General features: G+C 60.6%; 18 protein-coding genes. 7 read left to right on the forward strand and 11 right to left on the reverse strand.

Going from position 1 to position 20,418, the window contains the following annotated elements:
- Nucleotides 1-139 precede the first annotated feature (139 nt).
- From hutH (OJHNALOF_RS03020) to hutI, 6 genes are all read right to left on the reverse strand, one after another.
- Complete coding sequence (gene hutH / locus OJHNALOF_RS03020; RefSeq protein ID WP_165661110.1) at nt 140-1,672, reverse strand: histidine ammonia-lyase; 1,533 nt, start codon at nt 1,670-1,672, stop codon at nt 140-142.
- Between the two features lie 12 nt (nt 1,673-1,684).
- Nucleotides 1,685-3,223, reverse strand: coding sequence for a histidine ammonia-lyase (gene hutH, locus OJHNALOF_RS03025; protein ID WP_165661111.1), 1,539 nt, complete (start codon nt 3,221-3,223; stop codon nt 1,685-1,687).
- Entirely contained in the window at nt 3,216-4,808 is a 1,593-nt protein-coding gene (locus tag OJHNALOF_RS03030) for a BCCT family transporter (protein WP_165661112.1), read from the reverse strand. Before OJHNALOF_RS03030 ends, hutH (OJHNALOF_RS03025) begins: the two co-directional genes overlap by 8 nt.
- A 98-nt stretch (nt 4,809-4,906) precedes the next feature.
- Nucleotides 4,907-6,589, reverse strand: a complete 1,683-nt coding sequence (hutU, locus tag OJHNALOF_RS03035; RefSeq protein WP_165661113.1) for a urocanate hydratase — start codon at nt 6,587-6,589, stop codon at nt 4,907-4,909.
- Nucleotides 6,590-6,604: 15 nt separating this feature from the next.
- On the reverse strand, nt 6,605-7,534 hold the full coding sequence (gene hutG, locus OJHNALOF_RS03040) for a formimidoylglutamase (RefSeq protein WP_165661114.1): 930 nt from the start codon (nt 7,532-7,534) through the stop codon (nt 6,605-6,607).
- Nucleotides 7,531-8,736 (reverse strand): imidazolonepropionase, encoded by a 1,206-nt coding sequence (gene hutI / locus OJHNALOF_RS03045; RefSeq protein ID WP_165661115.1) that lies wholly within the window; start codon nt 8,734-8,736, stop codon nt 7,531-7,533. The genes hutG and hutI overlap by 4 nt, the downstream gene beginning before the upstream one ends.
- Nucleotides 8,737-8,915: 179 nt before the next feature.
- Here hutI and OJHNALOF_RS03050 point away from each other — a divergent pair, with 179 nt between their 5' ends.
- The gene (locus OJHNALOF_RS03050) at nt 8,916-10,226 is read left to right on the forward strand and encodes a YjiH family protein (protein ID WP_165661116.1); all 1,311 of its coding nucleotides are present in this window, start codon (nt 8,916-8,918) and stop codon (nt 10,224-10,226) included.
- A 96-nt stretch (nt 10,227-10,322) separates the two neighbouring features.
- Nucleotides 10,323-10,859 (forward strand): YaeQ family protein, encoded by a 537-nt coding sequence (locus tag OJHNALOF_RS03055; RefSeq protein ID WP_094201823.1) that lies wholly within the window; start codon nt 10,323-10,325, stop codon nt 10,857-10,859.
- A gap of 324 nt (nt 10,860-11,183) precedes the next feature.
- Here the strand turns inward: OJHNALOF_RS03055 and hutC are convergent, their stop codons facing one another.
- Nucleotides 11,184-11,891, reverse strand: coding sequence for a histidine utilization repressor (gene hutC, locus OJHNALOF_RS03060; protein WP_165661117.1), 708 nt, complete (start codon nt 11,889-11,891; stop codon nt 11,184-11,186).
- 170 nt (nt 11,892-12,061) lie between these two features.
- Here hutC and OJHNALOF_RS03065 point away from each other — a divergent pair, with 170 nt between their 5' ends.
- A complete protein-coding gene (locus OJHNALOF_RS03065) occupies nt 12,062-12,535 on the forward strand; it encodes a MarR family winged helix-turn-helix transcriptional regulator (RefSeq protein WP_094201821.1) in 474 nt (157 codons plus the stop codon).
- A gap of 75 nt (nt 12,536-12,610) precedes the next feature.
- On the opposite strand, the gene OJHNALOF_RS03070 is transcribed toward OJHNALOF_RS03065, so the two are convergent.
- The gene (locus OJHNALOF_RS03070) at nt 12,611-13,192 is read right to left on the reverse strand and encodes a YjaG family protein (protein WP_165661118.1); all 582 of its coding nucleotides are present in this window, start codon (nt 13,190-13,192) and stop codon (nt 12,611-12,613) included.
- A gap of 150 nt (nt 13,193-13,342) precedes the next feature.
- On the opposite strand from OJHNALOF_RS03070, the gene OJHNALOF_RS03075 reads away from it, so the two are divergent.
- Both OJHNALOF_RS03075 and OJHNALOF_RS03080 read left to right on the forward strand, forming a co-directional pair.
- Complete coding sequence (locus OJHNALOF_RS03075) at nt 13,343-14,287, forward strand: D-2-hydroxyacid dehydrogenase (RefSeq protein WP_094201819.1); 945 nt, start codon at nt 13,343-13,345, stop codon at nt 14,285-14,287.
- Complete coding sequence (locus OJHNALOF_RS03080; protein WP_165661119.1) at nt 14,287-14,877, forward strand: uracil-DNA glycosylase family protein; 591 nt, start codon at nt 14,287-14,289, stop codon at nt 14,875-14,877. The genes OJHNALOF_RS03075 and OJHNALOF_RS03080 overlap by 1 nt, the downstream gene beginning before the upstream one ends.
- 198 nt (nt 14,878-15,075) lie before the next feature.
- On the opposite strand, the gene znuB is transcribed toward OJHNALOF_RS03080, so the two are convergent.
- The gene (gene znuB, locus OJHNALOF_RS03085; RefSeq protein ID WP_094201817.1) at nt 15,076-15,864 is read right to left on the reverse strand and encodes a zinc ABC transporter permease subunit ZnuB; all 789 of its coding nucleotides are present in this window, start codon (nt 15,862-15,864) and stop codon (nt 15,076-15,078) included.
- Nucleotides 15,854-16,591: a zinc ABC transporter ATP-binding protein ZnuC gene (znuC, locus tag OJHNALOF_RS03090; protein WP_165661120.1), complete on the reverse strand. Its 738-nt coding sequence runs from the start codon at nt 16,589-16,591 to the stop codon at nt 15,854-15,856. Before znuC ends, znuB begins: the two co-directional genes overlap by 11 nt.
- An 87-nt stretch (nt 16,592-16,678) precedes the next feature.
- On the opposite strand from znuC, the gene znuA reads away from it, so the two are divergent.
- Both znuA and mepM read left to right on the forward strand, forming a co-directional pair.
- Nucleotides 16,679-17,713, forward strand: coding sequence for a zinc ABC transporter substrate-binding protein ZnuA (gene znuA / locus OJHNALOF_RS03095; protein WP_165661121.1), 1,035 nt, complete (start codon nt 16,679-16,681; stop codon nt 17,711-17,713).
- A 188-nt stretch (nt 17,714-17,901) separates the two neighbouring features.
- The gene (mepM, locus tag OJHNALOF_RS03100) at nt 17,902-19,251 is read left to right on the forward strand and encodes a murein DD-endopeptidase MepM (RefSeq protein WP_165661122.1); all 1,350 of its coding nucleotides are present in this window, start codon (nt 17,902-17,904) and stop codon (nt 19,249-19,251) included.
- Between the two features lie 87 nt (nt 19,252-19,338).
- Here mepM and hemE read toward each other — a convergent pair whose 3' ends face one another.
- The gene (hemE, locus tag OJHNALOF_RS03105; protein ID WP_165661123.1) at nt 19,339-20,406 is read right to left on the reverse strand and encodes a uroporphyrinogen decarboxylase; all 1,068 of its coding nucleotides are present in this window, start codon (nt 20,404-20,406) and stop codon (nt 19,339-19,341) included.
- Nucleotides 20,407-20,418: the final 12 nt, after the last annotated feature.

The raw sequence follows: 20,418 nt of genomic DNA on the forward strand, positions 1-20,418 counted from the left end.
CCTACATCGAATCGACCAGGAAGTTTAAAGCAAACGTGAATCAAAATCAGTTGGCTTGTTATACATTTGGCCAACCGGTCATCATCGGGATCAAAAAAGGCTGCCGAGGCAGCCCTTTAGGAGTATCAACCGGTGATTTTCAGTGACTGGGCAGCAGCCCCGCCGGCACCAAGTGGCTGAGCACGTTGGCCTTGAGCAGGGTGTTGGCCTGTTCGATATCGGGGCCAAAGAAACGATCCTTGTCGTAGTAGCTCACCCGTTCGCGCAGGGTCCGGCGCGCCTGTTCCAGCAATTCTGTGGTCTTCATGCCGCCACGGAAGTCCAGGCCCTGACAGGCCGCCAGCCATTCAATGGCCAGCACGCCCCGAGTGTTCTCCACCATGTCCCACAGCCGGCGACCGCCGTTGGGAGCCATGGACACATGGTCTTCCTGGTTGGCGGAGGTGGGCAGTGAGTCCACCGAGTGCGGGTGCGCCAGCGCCTTGTTGTCGGACGCCAGCGCCGCCGCCGACACCTGGGCGATCATAAAGCCGGAGTTGACCCCGCCGTTTTCCACCAGGAAGGGCGGCAGCCCCGACATATGGGTGTCCATCATCAGCGACACCCGGCGCTCGCTCAGGGAGCCGATTTCGGCAATGGCCAGGGCCAGGTTGTCGGCGGCCATGGCCACCGGCTCGGCGTGGAAGTTGCCACCGGAGATAACGTCGTTGTCGTCGGCAAACACCAGGGGGTTGTCGGACACGGCGTTGCCTTCAATCAGCAACACTTCGGCGGCCTGACGCAGTTGGGTCAGGCAGGCGCCCATCACCTGGGGCTGGCAGCGCAGGGAGTAGGGATCCTGCACCTTGGCGCAATTCACGTGGGAACGGCTGATCTCGCTGGCCTCGCCCAGCACATGGCGATAGGCGGCGGCGGCATCGATCTGTCCTCGCTGGCCGCGCACGTCGTGAATGCGCGGGTCAAAGGGACGGCGGGAGCTGAGCGTGGCCTCCACGGTGAGGCCGCCCACGGCAATGGCGCCGGCGAACAAATCCTCCGCCTCGAACAGGCCGCGCAGGGCAAAGGCGGTGGACACCTGAGTGCCGTTAAGCAGCGCCAGGCCTTCCTTAGGGGCCAGCCCCATGGGTTTGAGGCCGGCGATCTCCAGCGCCTGGCCGGCGCTGATGATCTCGCCTTGATAGCGGGCCTGGCCCTCGCCCAGCAGCACGCAGCTCATGTGCGCCAGCGGTGCCAGATCCCCTGAAGCACCCACGGAGCCCTTGCCGGGAATGCAGGGATAAACCTCATGGTTGACCAGGGCCATCAGGGCTTCCAGCACTTCCAGGCGAATGCCGGAAAAGCCCCGGGCCAGGCCGTTGATCTTGAGCACCATGATGAGGCGCACCAAGTCGTCGCTCACCAGCGTGCCCAGGCCGGTAGCGTGGGACAGCACCAGGGAACGCTGCAGGGTTTCCAGATCCTCGGGTTTGATCCGTGTGTTGGCCAGCAGGCCAAAGCCGGTGTTGATGCCGTACACGGTGCGGTCTTCCGCTACCATACGGTTCACACAATCCACCGAAGCCTGAATGGCACCATGGGTGGATGGTTCCAGACTCAGTTTGACCGGTTGCTCATAAGCCAGGCGCATTTCCGCCAGAGTCATTTTTCCGGGGTTGATTGCAATGTTTGACATCAGTTGACTACCTCAGGAATTTAGTTGAGGAAACAGCCGGCATAGTGCCGCTAACGATTTTTCATTTCGCAGAAACTCATAGGTTGCGCGAATATCCAGGTGCAGCGAGTGCTCTTCTTCATAGAAGGCAACACGCTCTCTCAGCTGACGCCAGGCCAATCCGGTGCCGCTGCCAAATAACGGTTGTTCAATAAAATCAAATGCCTGAGCGGCCAGTAGATATTCGATGGCCAGCACGTAAAAGGCATTTTCCAGGGCTTTGTCGAGCTTTAATGCACTGCTTTCCCCCAAGCTCAGGTGGTCTTCCTGCAATCCAGAGGTCAAATAGTTGTCGGTCACAGCCGGTTGTGCCAGACGCCTGTTGTCAGCAACCAGTGAGGAGGCCGAATATTGCGCTATCATCATGCCGGACTTAACACCGCTGCCATGGGTCAGGAAGGGCGGCAACTTATTTGCCTGAGGAGTAACCAGACGGAAACTGCGCCGTTCAGAAATAGAACTCCACTCACAAACGGCTATCGCCAGGAGATCACAGGCCATGGCGACGGACTCTCCGTGAGGGTTGGCCTGGGAGATGACTCGATAGCCCTCCTCTTCCTTTACCACCATGGGGTTATCGGTGACTGAATTCAGCTCGGCATTCACCTGCCGAGCGGCATGTGCCAGCTGATCACGACAAGCCCCGTGCACTTGAGGCATGGATCTCAGGCTGAGCGCATCCTGTAGATGCTCCCCCTGACTGCGAGCCAGCACTTGGCTGTCCTGCAATAACAGTCGCAAATTCTCACCACTTTGCTGAACTCCCTTGTGTGCCTTGCGTTGAATCACCGCAGGCGACAAGGCATCAAGCTGCCCCCGCAAAGCCTCAAAACTCATGGCGCCAATCACATCGGCCCATGATGCCAGCCGGGAGGCGTCGGCCAGTGTCAAACAAGCAAGGCCGGTCATGGCCGGCGTGCCGTTGACCAGGCTGAGTCCATCCTTGGGGCCGAGTACCACTGGTGCCATACCGACAGCATCCAGTGCTCGCCGGGCCGGCATTGACTGACCGCGATACTCGACGTCCCCCTCGCCTATCAGGGCCAGTCCGATATGCGCCATATGACTCAGGTAGCCAACGGATCCTTGGGCTGGCACTCGAGGCACGACATCTTCATTGAGCAGGCGTATCAGCCCTTCAACGACCGCAGTACTAACTCCGGAACAACCATGGCTGTAGTTGATCACCGCCGCACACATAATGGCGCGAACTTGCTCCCGTTTTAATGGATCACCAATACCACAGGAGTGACTCATCAAGGTATGCCAGGAGAGTTGCTGTAGTTGATTGCGTTCAAGCACCACATGGCACAGCGCACCCAGGCCGGTATTGATGCCGTAGTAGGGATGACCGGAATCGGCAAATCTCTCAACGGCCTGGCGGGCTGAGTTGACCCTCTCCCAGGCGCCGGCAGACAGAGAAAGCTGAACGCCCTCACGAGCTACCCGCACAACATCCCGCCAAACTGCGGGCTGCTCGCCAAAAATGACCGAAGCTGGCTGATTACTCATGCAGGCCTCCTGGAAGCAGCTCAGCTTCCTGCTGTTCGCCGAGCCCGTTGTCTTTTTTGGTAATAAATACCCTGATACTGGACACCACGATCAACACGAACAGAAACAGGACGGTAAAGCCACCGGCCGCGGCGAGATATTTGATGCCATCGACACCTTGGGCACCTCCACCAAAAGCCACCATAATGTAGGCAATCACGCTTATCGACAGGCCCCAGATCACCTTCTGTGCTCTGGGCGACTCCTCGTCTGCATCGATATTTTTGGTACAGATGGTTGCGATGGTGGACGACATGGAATCGGCAGCGGTAGCAAAGGAAATAATCAAGGTGAAAATCGCCAAGGGAACCAGTACAACCGAAAAGGGCAAGTGTTGCAAGAAGCCCCAAAGGCCCGATACAGCCCCATTCTCGGAAACCACACTAATCAGATCCAGGGTGCCGTCCAACTGCCACTTAAGGGCAGAGCCTCCCCAAATAGCAAACCAGATAAGGCCGAATACAGAAGGCAGGATCCAATTGATGAGTAAAAACTCACGCAGAGTACGGCCATAGGAGATACGAGCCAGAAACAGCCCCATCAGAGGAGCGTAGGCAATCCAGATGGACCAGTCGTACATGGTCCACCAGGTAACCAGCGCCTCACCACCGGATTCCTTGGTATCGAATGCCCACAAAAAGAAATTGTCCAGCCAGTAACCCAGGCTGGTCACCGACAGGCTGAAAATATAGCTAACGGGCCCAACGAGCAGCAGGATGATCACAAAGGCATAGAAGATATAGGCGTTGATCGACGAAAGAAACTTGATGCCCCGCTTCAGCCCTGATAATGCAGAAGTAATAAAGATGGCAGCAATGACCAGCGTCAGTACCAGCCAAGTGACAGGGCTGGATGCAATGCCATACTCAGCTTCAATGCCCGAACTGATCAAAGCCAAGCCTGCGCCCAGAGAGGAAGCCAGCCCCAGAGCAATGGCCAGCACCGAAATGATATCGATCAGAGAGCGCACTACCGGTTTTCGGTTTTTGCTGCCAATAACCGGAGAGATGGTAGAAGCAATGGAGAAAGCCTGCTTACGGTTATAATGCATATAACCGATCATCAGACCGACAATAGAATAGATGGCGTAGGGAATGAAACTCCAGTTATGAAAGCTTCTGGCGATGGCAAAAATTGCGGCTTCGGCGCTATTGGGAGAAAAAGACTGGTTACCGATTTCCCCGTAGATATTCCCCATGTAGATGATGGGCTCATTCACCGAATAGGTAACGACGCCGGTTGCGATTCCTCCGGTCAGCGCCATGGCAAAATTGGATGCCATCGAAAACTTAGGTTTGGCATTTTCCCCACCCAAACGAATATCACCGGCCTTGGAAAAAAAGATGTAGCCCACCACTGCCAATGCCGAAACCGCCAGCAGCTGGTAAAGCCATGCAAAATCAGAAAGTGAAAAGTAGAAAATATCCTTGGCTACCTTCACCAGTAATTCATTGTTGATAAGCCCTACGGTTACAGCGAACAGAACGATCGCAAAAGCGGGGACAAACACCCCGACATTAAGACTTTTCTTTCCGTTTACAGACATGATGCCTTCCTTGTACACATTGCATCGAAACCGGAACGAGAGCCGACACTACAGGCCGGCTCCCTTTTTACGACAAACTACGTGCTACCGGTCTGTACTCAGCGCGCATTCACCATGGGCAGATCCAGGTCCTGCTCGTGGGCACAGTCGATGGCAATATCGTAGCCGGCATCGGCATGGCGCATGACGCCGGTGCCCGGATCGTTACGCAGTACTCTGGCCAGGCGGGCATCGGCGGCATCGGTGCCGTCGGCCACGATCACCACGCCCGAGTGCTGGCTGAAGCCCATGCCCACACCACCACCGTGATGCAGCGACACCCAGGTGGCACCGCCGGCGGTGTTCAGCAGGGCGTTCAGCAGCGGCCAGTCGGACACCGCATCGGAGCCGTCTCGCATGGCTTCGGTTTCCCGGTTGGGGCTGGCCACGGAGCCGGAGTCCAGGTGATCCCGGCCAATGACGATGGGCGCCTTGAGCTCGCCGTTTTTGACCATGTCATTAAAGGCCCGACCCAGACGGGCCCTGTCCTTGAGGCCCACCCAGCAGATCCGCGCCGGCAGTCCCTGAAAGCTGATCCGCTCCCGGGCCATGTCGAGCCAGTTGTGCAGGTGCGGATCGTCGGGGATCAGCTCCTTCACCTTGGCATCGGTCTTGTAAATGTCTTCCGGATCGCCGGACAGCGCCACCCAGCGGAACGGGCCTATGCCTTGGCAGAACAGCGGGCGAATATAGGCCGGTACGAAGCCCGGGAAGTCAAAGGCATTCTCCACCCCTTTTTCCTTGGCCATCTGACGAATGTTGTTGCCGTAGTCGGTGGTGGCCGAGCCCCGCTCCTGCAACGCCAGCATGGCGCGCACCTGAATGGCCATGGACTCCTTGGCGGCATCCACCACCGCGGCCTCGTCCTTCAGACGCATGTCGGCGGCGTGCTCCATGGTCCAACCTTTCGGCAGGTAGCCGTTCAGCGGGTCGTGGGCGCTGGTCTGGTCGGTAGTCACGTCGGGCACTATGCCGCGCTCCACTATTTCGGGGAAGATGTCGGCACAGTTGCCGAGCAGGCCCACGGACACCGCCTCACCCTTGGCCTTGGCTTCGTCAATCATCCCCAAGGCTTCATCCAGGCTGTAGGCCTTCTTGTCGACATAACGGGTGCGCAGGCGGAAGTCGATGCGGGTCTCGTCGCATTCCACTGCTATACAGCTGAAGCCGGCCATGGTGGCGGCCAGCGGCTGGGCTCCGCCCATGCCGCCCAGACCGCCGGTGAGGATCCAGCGGCCTTTGGCTTCGCCGTTGAAGTGCTGCTTGGCCATGGCCACAAAGGTTTCGTAGGTGCCCTGCACTATGCCCTGAGAGCCGATGTAGATCCAGGATCCGGCGGTCATCTGGCCGTACATCATCAGGCCTTTTTTATCGAGCTCGTTAAAATGCTCCCAGTTGGCCCAGTGGGGCACCAGGTTGGAGTTGGCCAGCAGCACGCGGGGCGCATCGGCGTGGGTTCTGAACACGCCCACCGGCTTGCCGGACTGGATCAGCAGGGTTTCGTCATCTTCCAGCCGGGTCAGCACCTCGGCAATGCGATCGAAGCAGGGCCAGTTGCGGGCGGCGCGGCCGATGCCGCCATACACCACCAGATCCTCGGGGCGCTCGGCCACGTCCGGGTGCAGGTTGTTGTGCAGCATGCGGTAGGCGGCCTCGGTGAGCCAACTCTTGCAGATTTTATTGACGCCGGTAGGCGCCTTGATGACGCGGCTGGGGTCGTGACGGTTGCTGTGCTGAGACATGAAAAATTCCCTCTCTTATGGTGCCAATGTATGGATCAATCGAGCCGCCAGACGGGCCGTGTGGCCGTCCACGTCGTACTCGGGGTTGAGTTCTGCCAAATCCGCCAGCCGCAGCTTGCCGCTGGCGTGAATGTGTTCAATCAGGGGCTCGATCACTTCCAGCCCCACGCCCCGGGGCGCCGGCGCACTCACGCCGGGGGCCTGGGCGGCGGGAAAGACATCGATATCCACGGTCAGGTAAAGGTGATCGCAGTTCGCCATAAAGCCGTTGAGCGCCTCGATCAGCGCCGGCAGGGCGGCGGCGGTCATGGCCTTGTCTTCCCGCACCAGCACCCCCAGCCGCTCGGCCCGGGCAAACAGCGCCTGGGTATTGGCGGCCCGACTGACCCCCAGACAGGCGTAGGCAAAAGGCCAGTCGCGCTGATCGCAGGCGTTGGCGATCTGAGCAAAGGGGGTGCCCGACGACACCACGAACTGCGGATCCCGCAGATCGAAGTGGGCATCGAAATTGATGATGCCGATGCGCGGGCACTGCTCCGTCTTCGCCAGATGCTTTGCCAGGCCGCTCCAGGAGCCAAACGCCACCTCGTGACCGCCGCCCATCACGATGGGAAAGTGGCCGGCGGCCAGGCTGTGCGCCACCCGCTCCGCCAGCGCCCGATGAGCGCCCTCCAGATCCTCGCCCTGGCACACCACGTCTCCGGCATCATAGGCCGGCGCACTCTGGTGCCAGGCCAGCGGACCCAGGGCCCGGCGCAGGGCCGCGGGACCGCCGGCGGCGCCTGTCCGGCCCTTGTTGCGGCGCACGCCTTCGTCGCTGCAAAAGCCCACCAGGGCGGTGCCCGGGGCCGCGCCTTCGGTCAGCGGCTGCACTCGCTGGTGCCAGCGCGGGCTGTTGGTTTCCGGATCAATGCGTCCGCTCCAGTTGCTCATATCTATACTCATGTCGGATCTCCCGCGACCATGCGTTGATTCAGGGTCGGCAGGCCCACGCTGTAGGCCAGCTCCGCCGGGTTGCTGGTGTTCCACAGACACAGATCCGCCCGCAGCCCGGGAGCAATGCGCCCGATCTGTTGATGCAGCCCCAAGGCGCGAGCGCCGTGGGCGGTGACCCCGCTCAGGGCTTCCAGCGGCGTGAGCCGGAACAGGGTGCAGGCCATGCTCAGCATCAGTTTCAGGCTGAAAATCGGCGAGGTACCCGGGTTGGCGTCGGTGGCCAGGGCCATGGGCACCCCATGGCGGCGCAACAGCTCAATGGGCGGCACTCTGGTTTCGCGCAGCATGTAAAAGGCGCCGGGCAACAGGGTGGCGACCGTGCCGGCCTCGGCGAGAGCAATAACTCCGGCTTCGTCCAGGTATTCGATATGATCTACCGACAGGGCCCCGGCCCGGGCCGCAGCGGCGCTGCCGCCCAGATTGGACAGCTGCTCGGTGTGACCCTTGATGGCCAGACCATGAGCCCTGGCGGCGACATAGACCCGCTGACACTGCGCCACCGAAAAACCGATGCCCTCGCAGAACACATCCACCGCATCCGCCAACCCTTCGGCGGCCGCCGCCGGAATCATGCGGTTGCACACCAGATCTATATAGCCGTCGGCATCGTCCTTGTATTCCGGTGGCAGGGCATGGGCTCCAAGCAGGGTGGTTATCACCCGCACCGGCCGCTCACGCCCCAGCCGGCGGGCCACCCGCAGCATCTTGAGTTCGTCTTCCACGGTCAGGCCGTAACCGGACTTGACCTCCACCGTGGTCACGCCGTCACTCATCAGCGCCTCAAGGCGCGGCAGCGCGGCCTGGTACAGCTCCTCTTCGCTGGCCTCGCGGGTGGCGCGCACCGTGCTGAGAATGCCGCCGCCGGCGCGGGCGATCTCTTCATAACTTTTACCCTCGAGCCGGGCCTCAAACTCACCGGCGCGGCTACCGCCAAACACCAGGTGGGTATGGCAGTCCACCAGCCCCGGGGTCAGCACCCGGCCCTCGGCGTCGATCACCTCACCGGCCGCCGGTTCGCCGACCAACAGTTCGCTCATCGGGCAGACCCGCTCGATCAGGCCGTTTGTTACCGCTACCGCCATGGGCTCGGCGGCGGTGGCCAGGCCGTCAAACAGGGTGACGTTGATCCAGAGACGATCCGGTTGCGACATGACAGACTCCTCGCATGAATATTTGTATATACATTTATACATTCCACCCCGGTATGGCAAGTCCAATTTGGCATTACCGCCGATTAATTGACAAGGATCACATCATAAATAAACGACTTATTAACAATGGACCGGTTTATGTATATACATTAGACATCATTTACAGGGAGGTTTTCTCAATGCAGTACGCCACCACCGAGTCCCGCACTTCCCTGCGGGCCACCCTTCGCCTGCTGGGACTCAGCGCCGTGGGCATCCTCATCTTTTTTATTCCCGTCACCCTGCAGGGCAAGACCAGTATTCCGCTGGATCACATGGTGGGCTGGTTGCGCACTGCAATGGGGGAAACCGGGGCCGGCTGGTATGCCATGGCCATGATACTGGCCGGGGCGGTCTATCCGCTGATCAGCGGCCAATGGCGGCGAAGCCAGACCGATCGCATCTTTCTGCTGCTGAAGTGGCTGGGCGTCATCGCCGGTGCGCTGGCGCTCACCGGCATGGGGCCCGCCGCCCTGCAGACGCCGGACATGCTGCCCTTTCTGTTTAACAAGCTGGTGATTTCGGTGGGGCTGATTGTGCCGCTCGGCTCGGTGTTTCTGGCCTTTCTGGTGGGCTATGGCCTGCTGGAGGCCATCGGCATTCTGGTGCAGAAGCTGATGCGCCCGATCTGGCGCACCCCGGGGCGTTCGGCCATCGATGCGGTGGCCTCCTTTGTGGGCAGCTACTCCATCGGCCTGCTGATCACCAACCGGGTGTACGGCTCGGGACACTATTCCGCCCGGGAAGCCGCCATTATCGCCACCGGGTTTTCCACCGTGTCAGCCACCTTTATGATCATTGTGGCCAAGACCCTGGATCTGATGGATATCTGGAATCAGTATTTCTGGCTGACCCTGGTGATCACCTTTGTGGTTACCGCCATCACGGTACGGCTGCCGCCCCTGTCCCGTATGGATGACGGCGCCGAACACCGGGAGCCGGTGGGAGAGCCGGGCCGACGTCTGGCCCTGGCCTGGCAAAACGGCCTGCGGGTGGCCGAGCAGGCCTCGTCCCTGCCGCGCAATGTGCTGGAGAACTTTCGCGATGGCCTGGTGATGACCATCAGCATACTGCCAACCATTATGTCGGTTGGACTGATTGGGCTGCTGGTGGCCAAATACACGCCGCTGTTCGACTGGCTGGGCTACCTGTTCTACCCGGCCACACTGGTATGGGGGCTGGAAGAAGGCATGGCGTTGTCCCGGGCCACCGCCTCGGGCCTGGCGGAAATGTTCCTGCCGGCGCTGCTGATGGCGGAGGCCGACTTTGTGGCCCGCTTTGCCGCCGGCGTGGTATGCGTGTCGTCGGTGCTGTTTTTCTCGGCATCCATTCCCTGCATTCTGGCTACCCGCATTCCGCTGAAGGTCGGCACCCTGGTACTTATCTGGTTTATTCGTGCCTTTCTGAGCCTGCTGCTGGCCATTCCCGTGGCCATGATGATCGCCCCCTGAGAATCCCCACCAACCGGCCCGCCCTCGTGCGGGCTTTTTATTAGCCGGGTGCGCCACTTGCCGTTACTATAGGCGCTTTTGCACGGAACCCCAGCCATGGCCCTTTCCGCCACCCTGCGCAAGGTGCGCATCAATATCAGCGATATGACCCGCCACTATTACCAGGCCCACAGCCTGACCGTGGCCCAGCATCCTTCCGAAACCGACACCCGCCTGATGGTGCGGCTGCTGGCCTTTATGCGCCACGCCGACGAGGAACTCGGCTTTACCAAGGGGCTCAGCACCGACGACGAGCCGGAGCTGTGGCAAAAGGCACCCGATGGCCGCATTGTGCTCTGGGTGGAACTGGGCGAGCCCAGCGTCAAGCGTATCAAGCAGGCCCTGTCCCGGGCCGAACACGTGGTGGTTTACAGCTATGGCGGGCGCAGCGCCGAGGAATGGTGGAGCAAGCACCAGATAGAGCTGGGCCAGCTGCCCAGGCTGGAGATTTTTCACCTGACCGATCCGCAACCGGCGCAGCTGAGTGAATTGTGCCAGCGCAGCATGGACCTGTTCGCCACCCTGCAGGACGAGGAAATTCAGCTCACCGACGGCAGCCACAGCCTGGATTTGCAGCTGACCCGCTGGCGGTAACACTCCTTCGGAGAGCTGGAAGCTGGAAGCTAAAAGTCGTGGAGTTCCCCCGGCCGATAGGTTGTGAAATGAGAAACGAATTCCAACACGAAGCCGCCTGCGAGATGTTGGAATTCGCTGCGCTCATTCGCAACCTACGGCTCTGCGTTCTCCGCCCAGCCAACGGATTAACTTCACAGACGACTCTGGCTCGTCACGAAGCAGCAGTGGGGATTGCCGGAGCTGACCGTCAAATGTCAGGGACGACATTTGCCGAGCGCTACATGGATGTATTTGCAGCGTGTCGGCGTAGCGCAACCGCACTGCTGCTGAATTGCACGGCACTTACAGCTTCAGCGTTGATCTCAACTTGTAGCGGTTGCCGGGGTGCCAGAGGCGGGCAAAGCTCACCAGTTGGTGCAGCGACCAGGTGCGCCGGGTCACCAGCAGGCAGGGTTGATCGTGAGCCACCTGCAGCCAGTCACCGATGTTGGCCGGCGCCAGCCGGGCCTCGACAATGTGCTCCAGATCCGACAGCGGGCACTGCTGTACCAGGTAGGCATTGGGGGTCTGGAGGCCGAAGTCGCACTGCAGGTAGCCCGGCGCCAGCTGCGGGTTGACGAAGCGCTCTTCCACCTGAATGGGCACGCCGTTCTCCAGGTGCACCAGCACCGAATGAAACACCTTTGAGTTAAGCCGCATGCCCATGTTCAGGGCCACTTCCTCGTCGGCGCGGCGGCTGTCCAGCACCAGCACCCGATTGGTGTAGTCATGGCCCCGGCTGCGTACCTCGTCGGCGATGTTATTGATGTCGGCCAGGGGCGACTCCGCCTTGGGCTCGGTCACAAAGGTGCCCAGCCCGGCCCGGCGCATCAGGTAGCCTTCCTGCACCAGATCACGAATGGCCTTGTGCGCGGTCATGCGGCTGACGCCGAACTGGCCGGCCAGCTCCTGCTCGGGCGGAATTTGCTGGTGCAGCGGGTATTCCCCCGATTCGATGCGGGCCAGAATATGCTGCTTGATCTGCTGATAAAGGGGAATCGACTGGGTCACTGGGCCTCCTGCTGTGATCTTCAATTGTACATACAATTACCCCTGAGTCACGGCCGCGGGTGTTCAAACCATGACGCGGATCCCGACGGGACTTTCAACCCGAACGGTTTTGCGCTATGGTGCGCGCGATTTAAGCATGCCCATCATCAAAGAACACAGACAGGTAGATAGTGGAAAAACATGAAGAGGTACTGGTAGCCCTGCGCCAGATCATCCGCGCCATCGATCTCCATTCCCGCCAGCTCAGCAAGGCGTCGGGCCTCACCGGGCCGCAGCTGCTGCTGATGCAGGCCATTCGCGAGCACGGCGACATCACCATGCGCAAGCTGGCCCAGGCCACCAACATGAGCCAGGCCACCGCCACCACCATTATCGACCGGCTGGAACAAAAACAGCTGGTGCGCCGCGAGCGCAGCCAGACCGACAAACGCAAGGTGCATGCGGTGCTGACCGAAGCCGGCGTGGACAAGCTGAAAACTGCGCCGCGGCCGCTGCAGGAAAGCTTTATTCAGCGTTTTCAGTCTCTGGAAGAATGGGAGCAGAATCTGCTGCTGTCCTCGGTGCAGCGCATTTCCTCGATGATGAACGCCCATGATCTGGATGTGGCGCCCCTGCTGCAGGTGGGCAGCCTGCTGCACGAGTAATGTCAGGCGAGGCGCGAAGAATTAAGGGGGAAAGCAATGGGACACTCCATCGCCCGACTGCTTTCCCGCTGAGGATCAGGCGTCCAGACTGATGCCGATATTGGACACGCCTCCCTGGGCGGCAAAATCACGCACCGCCATGATGAGCTCGGCCTCACGGGGCTGGGCCACCCGCTCCAGAAGCTCCACCTGAAACTCCATTTCCGCTTCCATCAGCTCATGCTCGTAGAGCTCTTCATTTTCCAGCTCCCGCTCCGCCATCAGCTCGGCAAAGCCCGCCACCGTGCCCAGTGAGGCATTGCTGGCTTCGCTCGCTTCCTCGCCGATGCGGCAGATCACCGAGTTGTAGGCCGCCCCCAGACACACACAGGCATCCAGGGCCGGGTAGGCACCATAGGATTCAAATTTGCTCGGATCCGGAATAAAATTCTCGAACGACTCTAACTCTGCGGTCAGATCCACCCGGGATCCCTTGACCGTCAGGTAGGTCCAGAGTACGTCTAGGCAATAACGAAAACGCTCGCCGTCACCAAAGCCGGCGGTATCGGCAAACAGCCGGTAGTTGGGATACATGCGCTCCGCCAGCGCCAGGGCAAACACGGTTTGCTGCCAGGGCGAGAGCTTATTGAGTTTTTTGTAAAATTTATCGCCGAACACGCGAAATTCCTTGTGGTTAGGCTTGCCCCGCCGGCCTTGTGGGCGTTTGCCCTTCAGGCTCACAGTTTGCGGGGGAAACACTGGTATAAGATTTTGTCTGTGTCATTGTCTCACAAAACCGGCGAACACCCCATTTCAAGGAGAACAGGTATGGCCAATCATACCCTGCTGCTGCTCAGTCAGGACAATCATCACTACCGGGATCTGCTGAGCAAGGCCTACCTGCCGGGCCTGACCGTGCTGATGCCCGGCAGCGACAACGAGATTCGCGCCGGCCTGGAGCGGGCCGACATTCTGCTGGGCGAGCCCGCCCGTATTCGTCCCTGGCTAAAGGAAGCCCGAGCGCTCAAGTGGGTACAGTCCACCTATGCCGGCGTGGACGTGCTGCTGAACCCGGGCATTCGCCAAGATTACCTGCTCACCAATGTGCGCGGCATCTTTGGCCCCCTGGTGAGCGAGTACGTCTTTGCCCATCTGCTGTCGCTCAACCGCCACCTGCGCCATTATCGAGAACAGCAACGCCATCATAACTGGCAACCCATTGCCTACCAGAGCCTGGCGGGCAAGACCATGCTGATCCTCGGCACCGGCAGCATCGGCCAGCACGTGGCCGGCACCGCCCGTCACTTTGGCATGGAAGTGCTCGGCATCAGCCGAACCGGCCGTGAAGCCCCCAACTTTGACCGCATCTACCAGCCGCCGGCCCTGAACAAGGTGCTGCCCCGGGCCGATGTGGTGGTGAGCGTGCTGCCCTCCACCCCCGAAACCCGGCAGTTGTTTGACGCCGACCGCCTCAACCACATCAAGCCCGGCGTGATCTTCTTTAACGTGGGCCGGGGCGATGCGGTGGATGAGACCGCCCTGCTGCACACCCTGCGTACCGGCCGCATCGGCGCCGCCGTGCTCGATGTGTTCGCCACCGAGCCACTGCCCGAAACCAGCCCGCTGTGGGACATGCCCAATGTGGTGATCACCCCCCACAATTCGGGCTATAGCTTTCCGGATCAGATCGTGACCCGTTTCAGCCGCAACTATCTGAAGTTCAGGGAAGACAAGGTAATGGAAGGCGTGGTGAACTTCGATCTGGGGTACTGATGGACAGCCTGCTCGCCGCAGTGCGCGCCTGCCGGCTGTGCGAGGCCGAACTGCCCCTGGGGCCACGCCCCGTGGTGCAGCTGGGAGCAGGTGCGCGCATTCTGATCATCGGCCAGGCCCCGGGCACGCGTGTGCATGCAACCGGCATTCCCTGGAACGATCCCAGTGGCAATACCCTGCGCCGCTGGCTGGATCTCGACCGCGAAACGTTTTACGACGCCGCTCAAGTCGCCATCATGCCCATGGGGTTTTGTTATCCGGGCCGGGGCAAAAGCGGCGATCTGCCGCCCCGGCCGGAATGCGCCCCCACCTGGCATGCCCGCATTCTGGCGGCATTGCCCAATATTCGGCTGACCCTGCTGATCGGTCTTTATGCCCAGCGCTATTACCTGGACAAGCGTTATCGCACCCTGACCGACACGGTACGCCACTGGCGGGAATTTGCCCCGGACCGTTTTCCCCTGCCCCACCCTTCACCGCGCAACCGCCGCTGGCTGACGCAAAACCCCTGGTTCGAGCAGGACACCGTGCCCGCCCTGCAGGCACGGGTGCATGAAGTGCTGAGCATCAAGCCACCAGCGGGAAGCTAGACGCCGTAAGCCTCAGCGACAGCGCGGTTGCAGTTCACGACACGCTTCGTTAAAGGCCACTCACTAAAAATGCCTGCTGCGCACATACTCAATGTTCGGCCAGGCATTGTTACTTCGTCACGGCGAGCCGGAAAAGCAGTGCCCTTTGTCCGACTGAGGTGCCCGGCAAACAGACGATATGCGGCCAGAACAGGCGGTTCAGCCGCGCCTGGGCACGACCTGAGACAGCAGAAACAGGGTAGCGGCGGCGGCGACCACGGACGGACCGGTGGGAGTGTCATAACTCACCGACAGCTGCAGGCCACCGAGCACGGCCAGCACACCGATGCCCGAGGCCAGAGCGGCCATCTGCTCGGGGGTACGGCTGAAACGCCGGGCGGTGGCGGCGGGAATGATCAGCAACGAGGTGATGATCAATGCCCCCACAAACTTCATCGCCACCGCGATCAGCACGCTGATCATCAGCAACAGCAGCAGCCGCAGGCGCTCCACCGGCACGCCTTCCACCCGGGCCAGCTCCTCGCTCACGGTCAGTGACAGCAACGGGCTCCAGAATTTGCGCAGCACCAGCAGCAGCACGGCGCCGCCACCGTAGATCCAGGCCAGATCCGCAAGCTGGATCGCCAGCAGATCCCCGAACAGGTAGGCCATCAGATCCACCCGCACATTGTCCATAAAGGCCAGCGCCACCAGACCCAGCGACAGCGAGGTGTGGGCCAGAATGCCCAGCAGGGTGTCGGTGCCCAGCCGGCTGCCCCGCTGCAGTGCCGCCAGAATCACACCCAGCAGCAGGCAGCACACCAACACCGCCAGGGTCAGATTGATCTGCAGCAGCAGCCCCATGGCCACTCCCAGCAGGGAAGAGTGGGCCATGGTGTCACCGAAATAGGCCATGCGCCGCCATACCACGAAGCTGCCCAGGGGACCGGCCAGCAGGGCAATGCCCAGCCCCGCCAGCAGGGCGTAAAGCAGAAAACTATCCCACATGGCGTACGTCTCCGTGGTGTTCGTCGTCACAATGATGATGGTGGGTATACACCGCCAGCTGGGCCAGCTCGGGGCGGCCAAACAGGCGGGCAAATTCCGGATGGCGCGCCACCTGCTCGGGTTCACCGTGGCAGCATACATGACGGTTAAGACAGATCACCCTGTGGGTGCTGGCCATTACCAGGTGCAGGTCGTGCGACACCATCAACACGCCACATTGCAATTCGCCGGCCAGCTGCTGGATCAGGGCATAAAGCTCGGTCTGGCCGTGCACGTCCACGCCCTGGGCCGGTTCGTCAAGGATCAGCAGCTCGGGCGCCATCATCAGAGCCCGGGCCAGCAGAATGCGCTGCATCTCGCCGCCGGAGAGCGCCTGCATGGCCCTGTCGGCCAGGCGCTCGCCGCCGACTCTGGCCAAGGCCTGGGCCACGGTCAGCCGCCGCCCGCGGGACAGACTGAGAAAACGCGCCACCGTCAGCGGCAGCACCGGATCCAGGTGCAACTTCTGGGGCACATATCCCACCCGCAGGCCCGGTTTGCGCCACAGGGTGCCACTGGTGGCCTGACGCAGCTCGAGTACCAGTTTGATCAACGAACTTTTACCGGCGCCGTTGGGCCCCACCACCGTCAGGATCTCACCGCCGTGAAGACTCAGGGAGATACGATCCAGGATGACATTGCCGTCGGCCTCGAGGCCAACGTCCGTCAGTTCCACCAGTTTGCTCATGCACTGCGCGCCTTTACTTCAATATTTGTAATAATATAACATTCATGCTCGATTTAATTCCATTCACAACTGCAGAGATATCCGCTCATGAGACCCCTGTTTTTTCTGGCCCTGCTGCTGAGCAGCCAGGTCGGTGCCGTCGAGATCCTCACCACCGTCAAACCACTGCAGCTGATTGCCAACGCCATTACCGAGGGTGGCAAGCCGGCCGGGCTGCTGCTCAAGCCGGGTACCTCGCCCCATGACTATTCCCTCAAGCCCTCGGATCTGCGTCGAATCAAGAACGCGGATCTGGTGATCTGGGTCGGCCCCGAGCTGGAAGGCTTTCTGACCCCGTTGCTGGGCAACAGCAACAACGGCCTGGCGCTGATGGCCCAGATGCCGGCCAGCGCGCACGATCATCATGAAGGATCTGATCACGACGACCATCAAAAGCACGATCATCATGATGGCCACGCAGCGCACGAACACCATGATCATGACAGTCACGACGCACATGAACACCGGGATCATGATGGCCATGAAGCGCACGAAGATCATCATGGTCATGACAAGGTCGAGATCGCCGACGACAGTGCCGAAGACGAGCATGATCACGGCGGCCGGGATCCGCACATCTGGCTGGATCCACACCATGCCCTGCACATCGCCCGGCTGATCGTCGAACGCCTGGGCGAATTGGATCCCGCCAACCTTGATCGATATCAGGCTAACCTGGTCCGGTTTGAGTCAACACTGGCCGACACCGACAAGCGGGTGGCCGAACGCCTGGCACCTGCTCAAGACAAGGGCTATTTCGTGTTTCATGATGCCTATGGCTACTGGGAAGATCACTACGACATTCCGTCCCTCGGCCATTTCACCATTAACCCGGAGCGCGCCCCCGGGGCCCAGACCGTGACCCGAATTCACCAGGCACTGCTGGATGCCAGCGCCGAATGCGTGTTTGCCGAACCCCAGTTTCGTCCGGCGGTCGTAAATGCCGTGGTACGCGGCACCCAAGCCCGAGTGGCGGTGTTGGATCCTCTGGCCAGTGACATTGAGGCCGGTCCTGACGGCTACTTTGACTTTATGCTCAAGCTAAGTGAAAACATGGCCGTCTGTTTGCTGAATGAAAGGTAAACACACAGCCAGAAATTTTTGTATAATGCCGAACTTTCGTGTTGATTGATGCACTAACCTTGGTGGCCCGAAATTTTCGGGCCATTTTGTAATAAAAAAAGCTGTTTTATCTTTTATAGTTATTAAAGCAAGCCATAAAACGGCATTCGCATGCATCGAGTAGTAATCCACAGGCACAGGTAACCCGGATGAAGTTTCTCCGCCCGATACAAAGCAGACTGCAAGAGATGCCAGTCCCCCTGCCCAGACGTCACCTGTATGGCATCGTTCTGCTCAGCGGCCTGACCCTTGCCACCGCCACCCTGATGCCCACGCCGGGCGAACTGATCGACGGCCCCGTACGCATCAGCATTCCGGCCAGTCTGCATGTGCCCCAGCACCAGCAGGAGCAGGTTGACAGCACCGAATTTTATTCCCTGCCCAACGACGATATCGGCGCCGCCGAACCCGTCGACGCCCTGGACGAGATCGCCGCCAGTGAGCCGGAATGGCAGGAATACGTGGTCCAGAACGGCGACACCCTGAGCACCATTTTCAACGGCCTGGGCCTGCCCCTGGCCACCATGTACAAGCTGCTGGATGCCGATGACAACCGGGTGCTCGACGGCCTCAAGCCCGGCCAGACCCTGTATCTGCTGATCGACGAGAACAACCTGCTGCAGGAGTTCAAGATTCAGCGCGACATCATGCACACCCGCATTTTCAGTCGCAGCGGCGACGGTTATAAAAGCCGGCTGAAAACCGAGGAAAGCCACTGGGAAAGCCGCAGCCTCAACGGCACCATCAACGGCAGCTTCTACCTCAGCGCCCGCAGTGCCGGCCTGTCCGCCGGCCAGATCCAGAAGGTAGCCAACCTGTTTCAGTGGCAGCTCAACTTCGCCCGAGACCTGCGCCAGGGCGATACCTTCAAGGTGGTAGTCAAACGCGAGTTCGTGGAAGGCCAGAGCACCGGCAAGGCCGAACTGCAGGCGGTAGAGATCGTCAACGCCGGCCGCAGCTATCAGGCCTTTCGCCACGAAAACGGCAACTTCTATGATGCAGAGGGCAACAGCATGGAACGGGGTTTCCTGCGCATTCCCCTGCAGCATCACTCGCGCATCAGCTCCAACTTCAACCTGCACCGCAAACACCCGGTTACCGGCCGCATTCGCCCCCACAAGGGCACCGACTTTGCCGTGCCCACCGGCACCGCCGTGGTGGCACCCAGTGACGGCGTAGTAGTCAAGGCGGTACGCCACCGTCTGGCCGGCAACTATCTGGTGATTCGCCACGGCCGCAAGTACACCACCCGCTACCTGCACCTGAGCAAATTTCTGGTGAAGCCGGGTGACAAGGTGCGCCGGGGCGACCGTATTGCCCTGTCGGGCAACACCGGCCGCTCCACCGGTCCGCACCTGCATTACGAGTTTCTGGTCAACAACCGCGCCGTCGACCCCATGCAGGTCAAGCTGCCCATGGCCGAGGGCCTGACCGGCACGGCCCGCCAGCAGTTCCTGGTGAAGGTGAAACAATACAAGCAACAGCTGGTCGGCGGCTGACATACGCCATCTCAAAAAAAAAGCGCCGTTCGGCGCTTTTTTTGTTTGCGAGTGTTCATGAATGCCGGGCTGACCCGGCATGCATGCTTACTCCGCGTGATAGGGCCGCGACAGCCGGTGCACCGATTCGATAAAGGCGCCGGCATGCTCAGGCTCCACATCCAGATGAATACCGTGCCCCAGGTTGAACACATGGCCGGGGCCATGGCCAAAGCCTTCCAGAATACCGGCCACTTCCTGCTCGATACGCTCGGGCGAGGCATAGAGCATGGATGGATCCATGTTGCCCTGCAGCGCCACCTTGTCACCCACCCGGCGTTTGGCGTCGGCGATATTGATGGTCCAGTCCAGTCCCACGGCATCGCAGCCGGTGGCGGCGATGGCTTCCAGCCACTGGCCGCCGTTCTTGGTGAACAGGGTTACCGGTACTCGGCGACCGTCGCTTTCTCGGGTCAGGCCGTCCACAATCTTGGCCATATACTGCAGCGAGAAGTCGTTGTAATCCCGCGGGGTCAGCACGCCGCCCCAGGTGTCAAAGATCATCAGCGACTGGGCGCCCGCCGCCACCTGGGCGTTGAGGTAGCTGATCACGCTGTCGGCCAGCTTGTCGAGCAGCAGGTGCAGGGTCTGCGGCTCGGCATACATCATTTTCTTTATTTTGGTAAAGGCCTTGGAGCTGCCGCCTTCCACCATGTAGGTGGCCAGGGTCCAGGGGCTGCCGGAAAAGCCGATAAGCGGCACTTCCCCCTGTAGCTCGCGACGAATGGTGCGCACCGCGTTCATCACATAACCCAGCTCACCTTCCGGATCGGGCACGCCAATACGCGCCACATCGGCGGCACAGGTGACCGGACGCTCAAAGCGCGGGCCCTCGCCGGTTTCGAAGTACAGACCCAGTCCCATGGCATCGGGAATGGTCAGAATGTCGGAAAACAGAATGGCCGCGTCCAGCGGAAAACGACGCAGCGGCTGCAGGGTGACTTCACAGGCCAGCTCGGCATTGCGGCACAACGACATAAAGTCACCGGCCTGGGCCCGGGTGGCCTTGTATTCCGGCAGATAACGGCCAGCCTGACGCATCATCCACACCGGCGTATAGTCGGTAGGCTGACGTAACAGGGCGCGTAGATAGGTATCGTTTTTGAGTGGTTTCATTCCGTCGTTCCG

The sequence above is a fragment of the Oceanimonas sp. MB9 genome, from assembly GCF_011319775.1.
GTDB classification, from domain to species: domain Bacteria; phylum Pseudomonadota; class Gammaproteobacteria; order Enterobacterales; family Aeromonadaceae; genus Oceanimonas; species Oceanimonas doudoroffii.

What these genes read in the sequence shown, in the direction of transcription:
- hutH (WP_165661110.1), bottom strand. Translation starts at nt 1,672, where the DNA reads ATGTCAAACATTGCAATCAACCCCGGAAAAATGACTCTGGCGGAAATG.
- hutH (WP_165661111.1), bottom strand. Translation starts at nt 3,223, where the DNA reads ATGAGTAATCAGCCAGCTTCGGTCATTTTTGGCGAGCAGCCCGCAGTT.
- OJHNALOF_RS03030 (WP_165661112.1), bottom strand. Translation starts at nt 4,808, where the DNA reads ATGTCTGTAAACGGAAAGAAAAGTCTTAATGTCGGGGTGTTTGTCCCC.
- hutU (WP_165661113.1), bottom strand. Translation starts at nt 6,589, where the DNA reads ATGTCTCAGCACAGCAACCGTCACGACCCCAGCCGCGTCATCAAGGCG.
- hutG (WP_165661114.1), bottom strand. Translation starts at nt 7,534, where the DNA reads ATGAGTATAGATATGAGCAACTGGAGCGGACGCATTGATCCGGAAACC.
- hutI (WP_165661115.1), bottom strand. Translation starts at nt 8,736, where the DNA reads ATGTCGCAACCGGATCGTCTCTGGATCAACGTCACCCTGTTTGACGGC.
- OJHNALOF_RS03050 (WP_165661116.1), top strand. Translation starts at nt 8,916, where the DNA reads ATGCAGTACGCCACCACCGAGTCCCGCACTTCCCTGCGGGCCACCCTT.
- OJHNALOF_RS03055 (WP_094201823.1), top strand. Translation starts at nt 10,323, where the DNA reads ATGGCCCTTTCCGCCACCCTGCGCAAGGTGCGCATCAATATCAGCGAT.
- OJHNALOF_RS03075 (WP_094201819.1), top strand. Translation starts at nt 13,343, where the DNA reads ATGGCCAATCATACCCTGCTGCTGCTCAGTCAGGACAATCATCACTAC.
- OJHNALOF_RS03080 (WP_165661119.1), top strand. Translation starts at nt 14,287, where the DNA reads ATGGACAGCCTGCTCGCCGCAGTGCGCGCCTGCCGGCTGTGCGAGGCC.
- znuB (WP_094201817.1), bottom strand. Translation starts at nt 15,864, where the DNA reads ATGTGGGATAGTTTTCTGCTTTACGCCCTGCTGGCGGGGCTGGGCATT.
- znuC (WP_165661120.1), bottom strand. Translation starts at nt 16,591, where the DNA reads ATGAGCAAACTGGTGGAACTGACGGACGTTGGCCTCGAGGCCGACGGC.
- znuA (WP_165661121.1), top strand. Translation starts at nt 16,679, where the DNA reads ATGAGACCCCTGTTTTTTCTGGCCCTGCTGCTGAGCAGCCAGGTCGGT.
- mepM (WP_165661122.1), top strand. Translation starts at nt 17,902, where the DNA reads ATGAAGTTTCTCCGCCCGATACAAAGCAGACTGCAAGAGATGCCAGTC.
- hemE (WP_165661123.1), bottom strand. Translation starts at nt 20,406, where the DNA reads ATGAAACCACTCAAAAACGATACCTATCTACGCGCCCTGTTACGTCAG.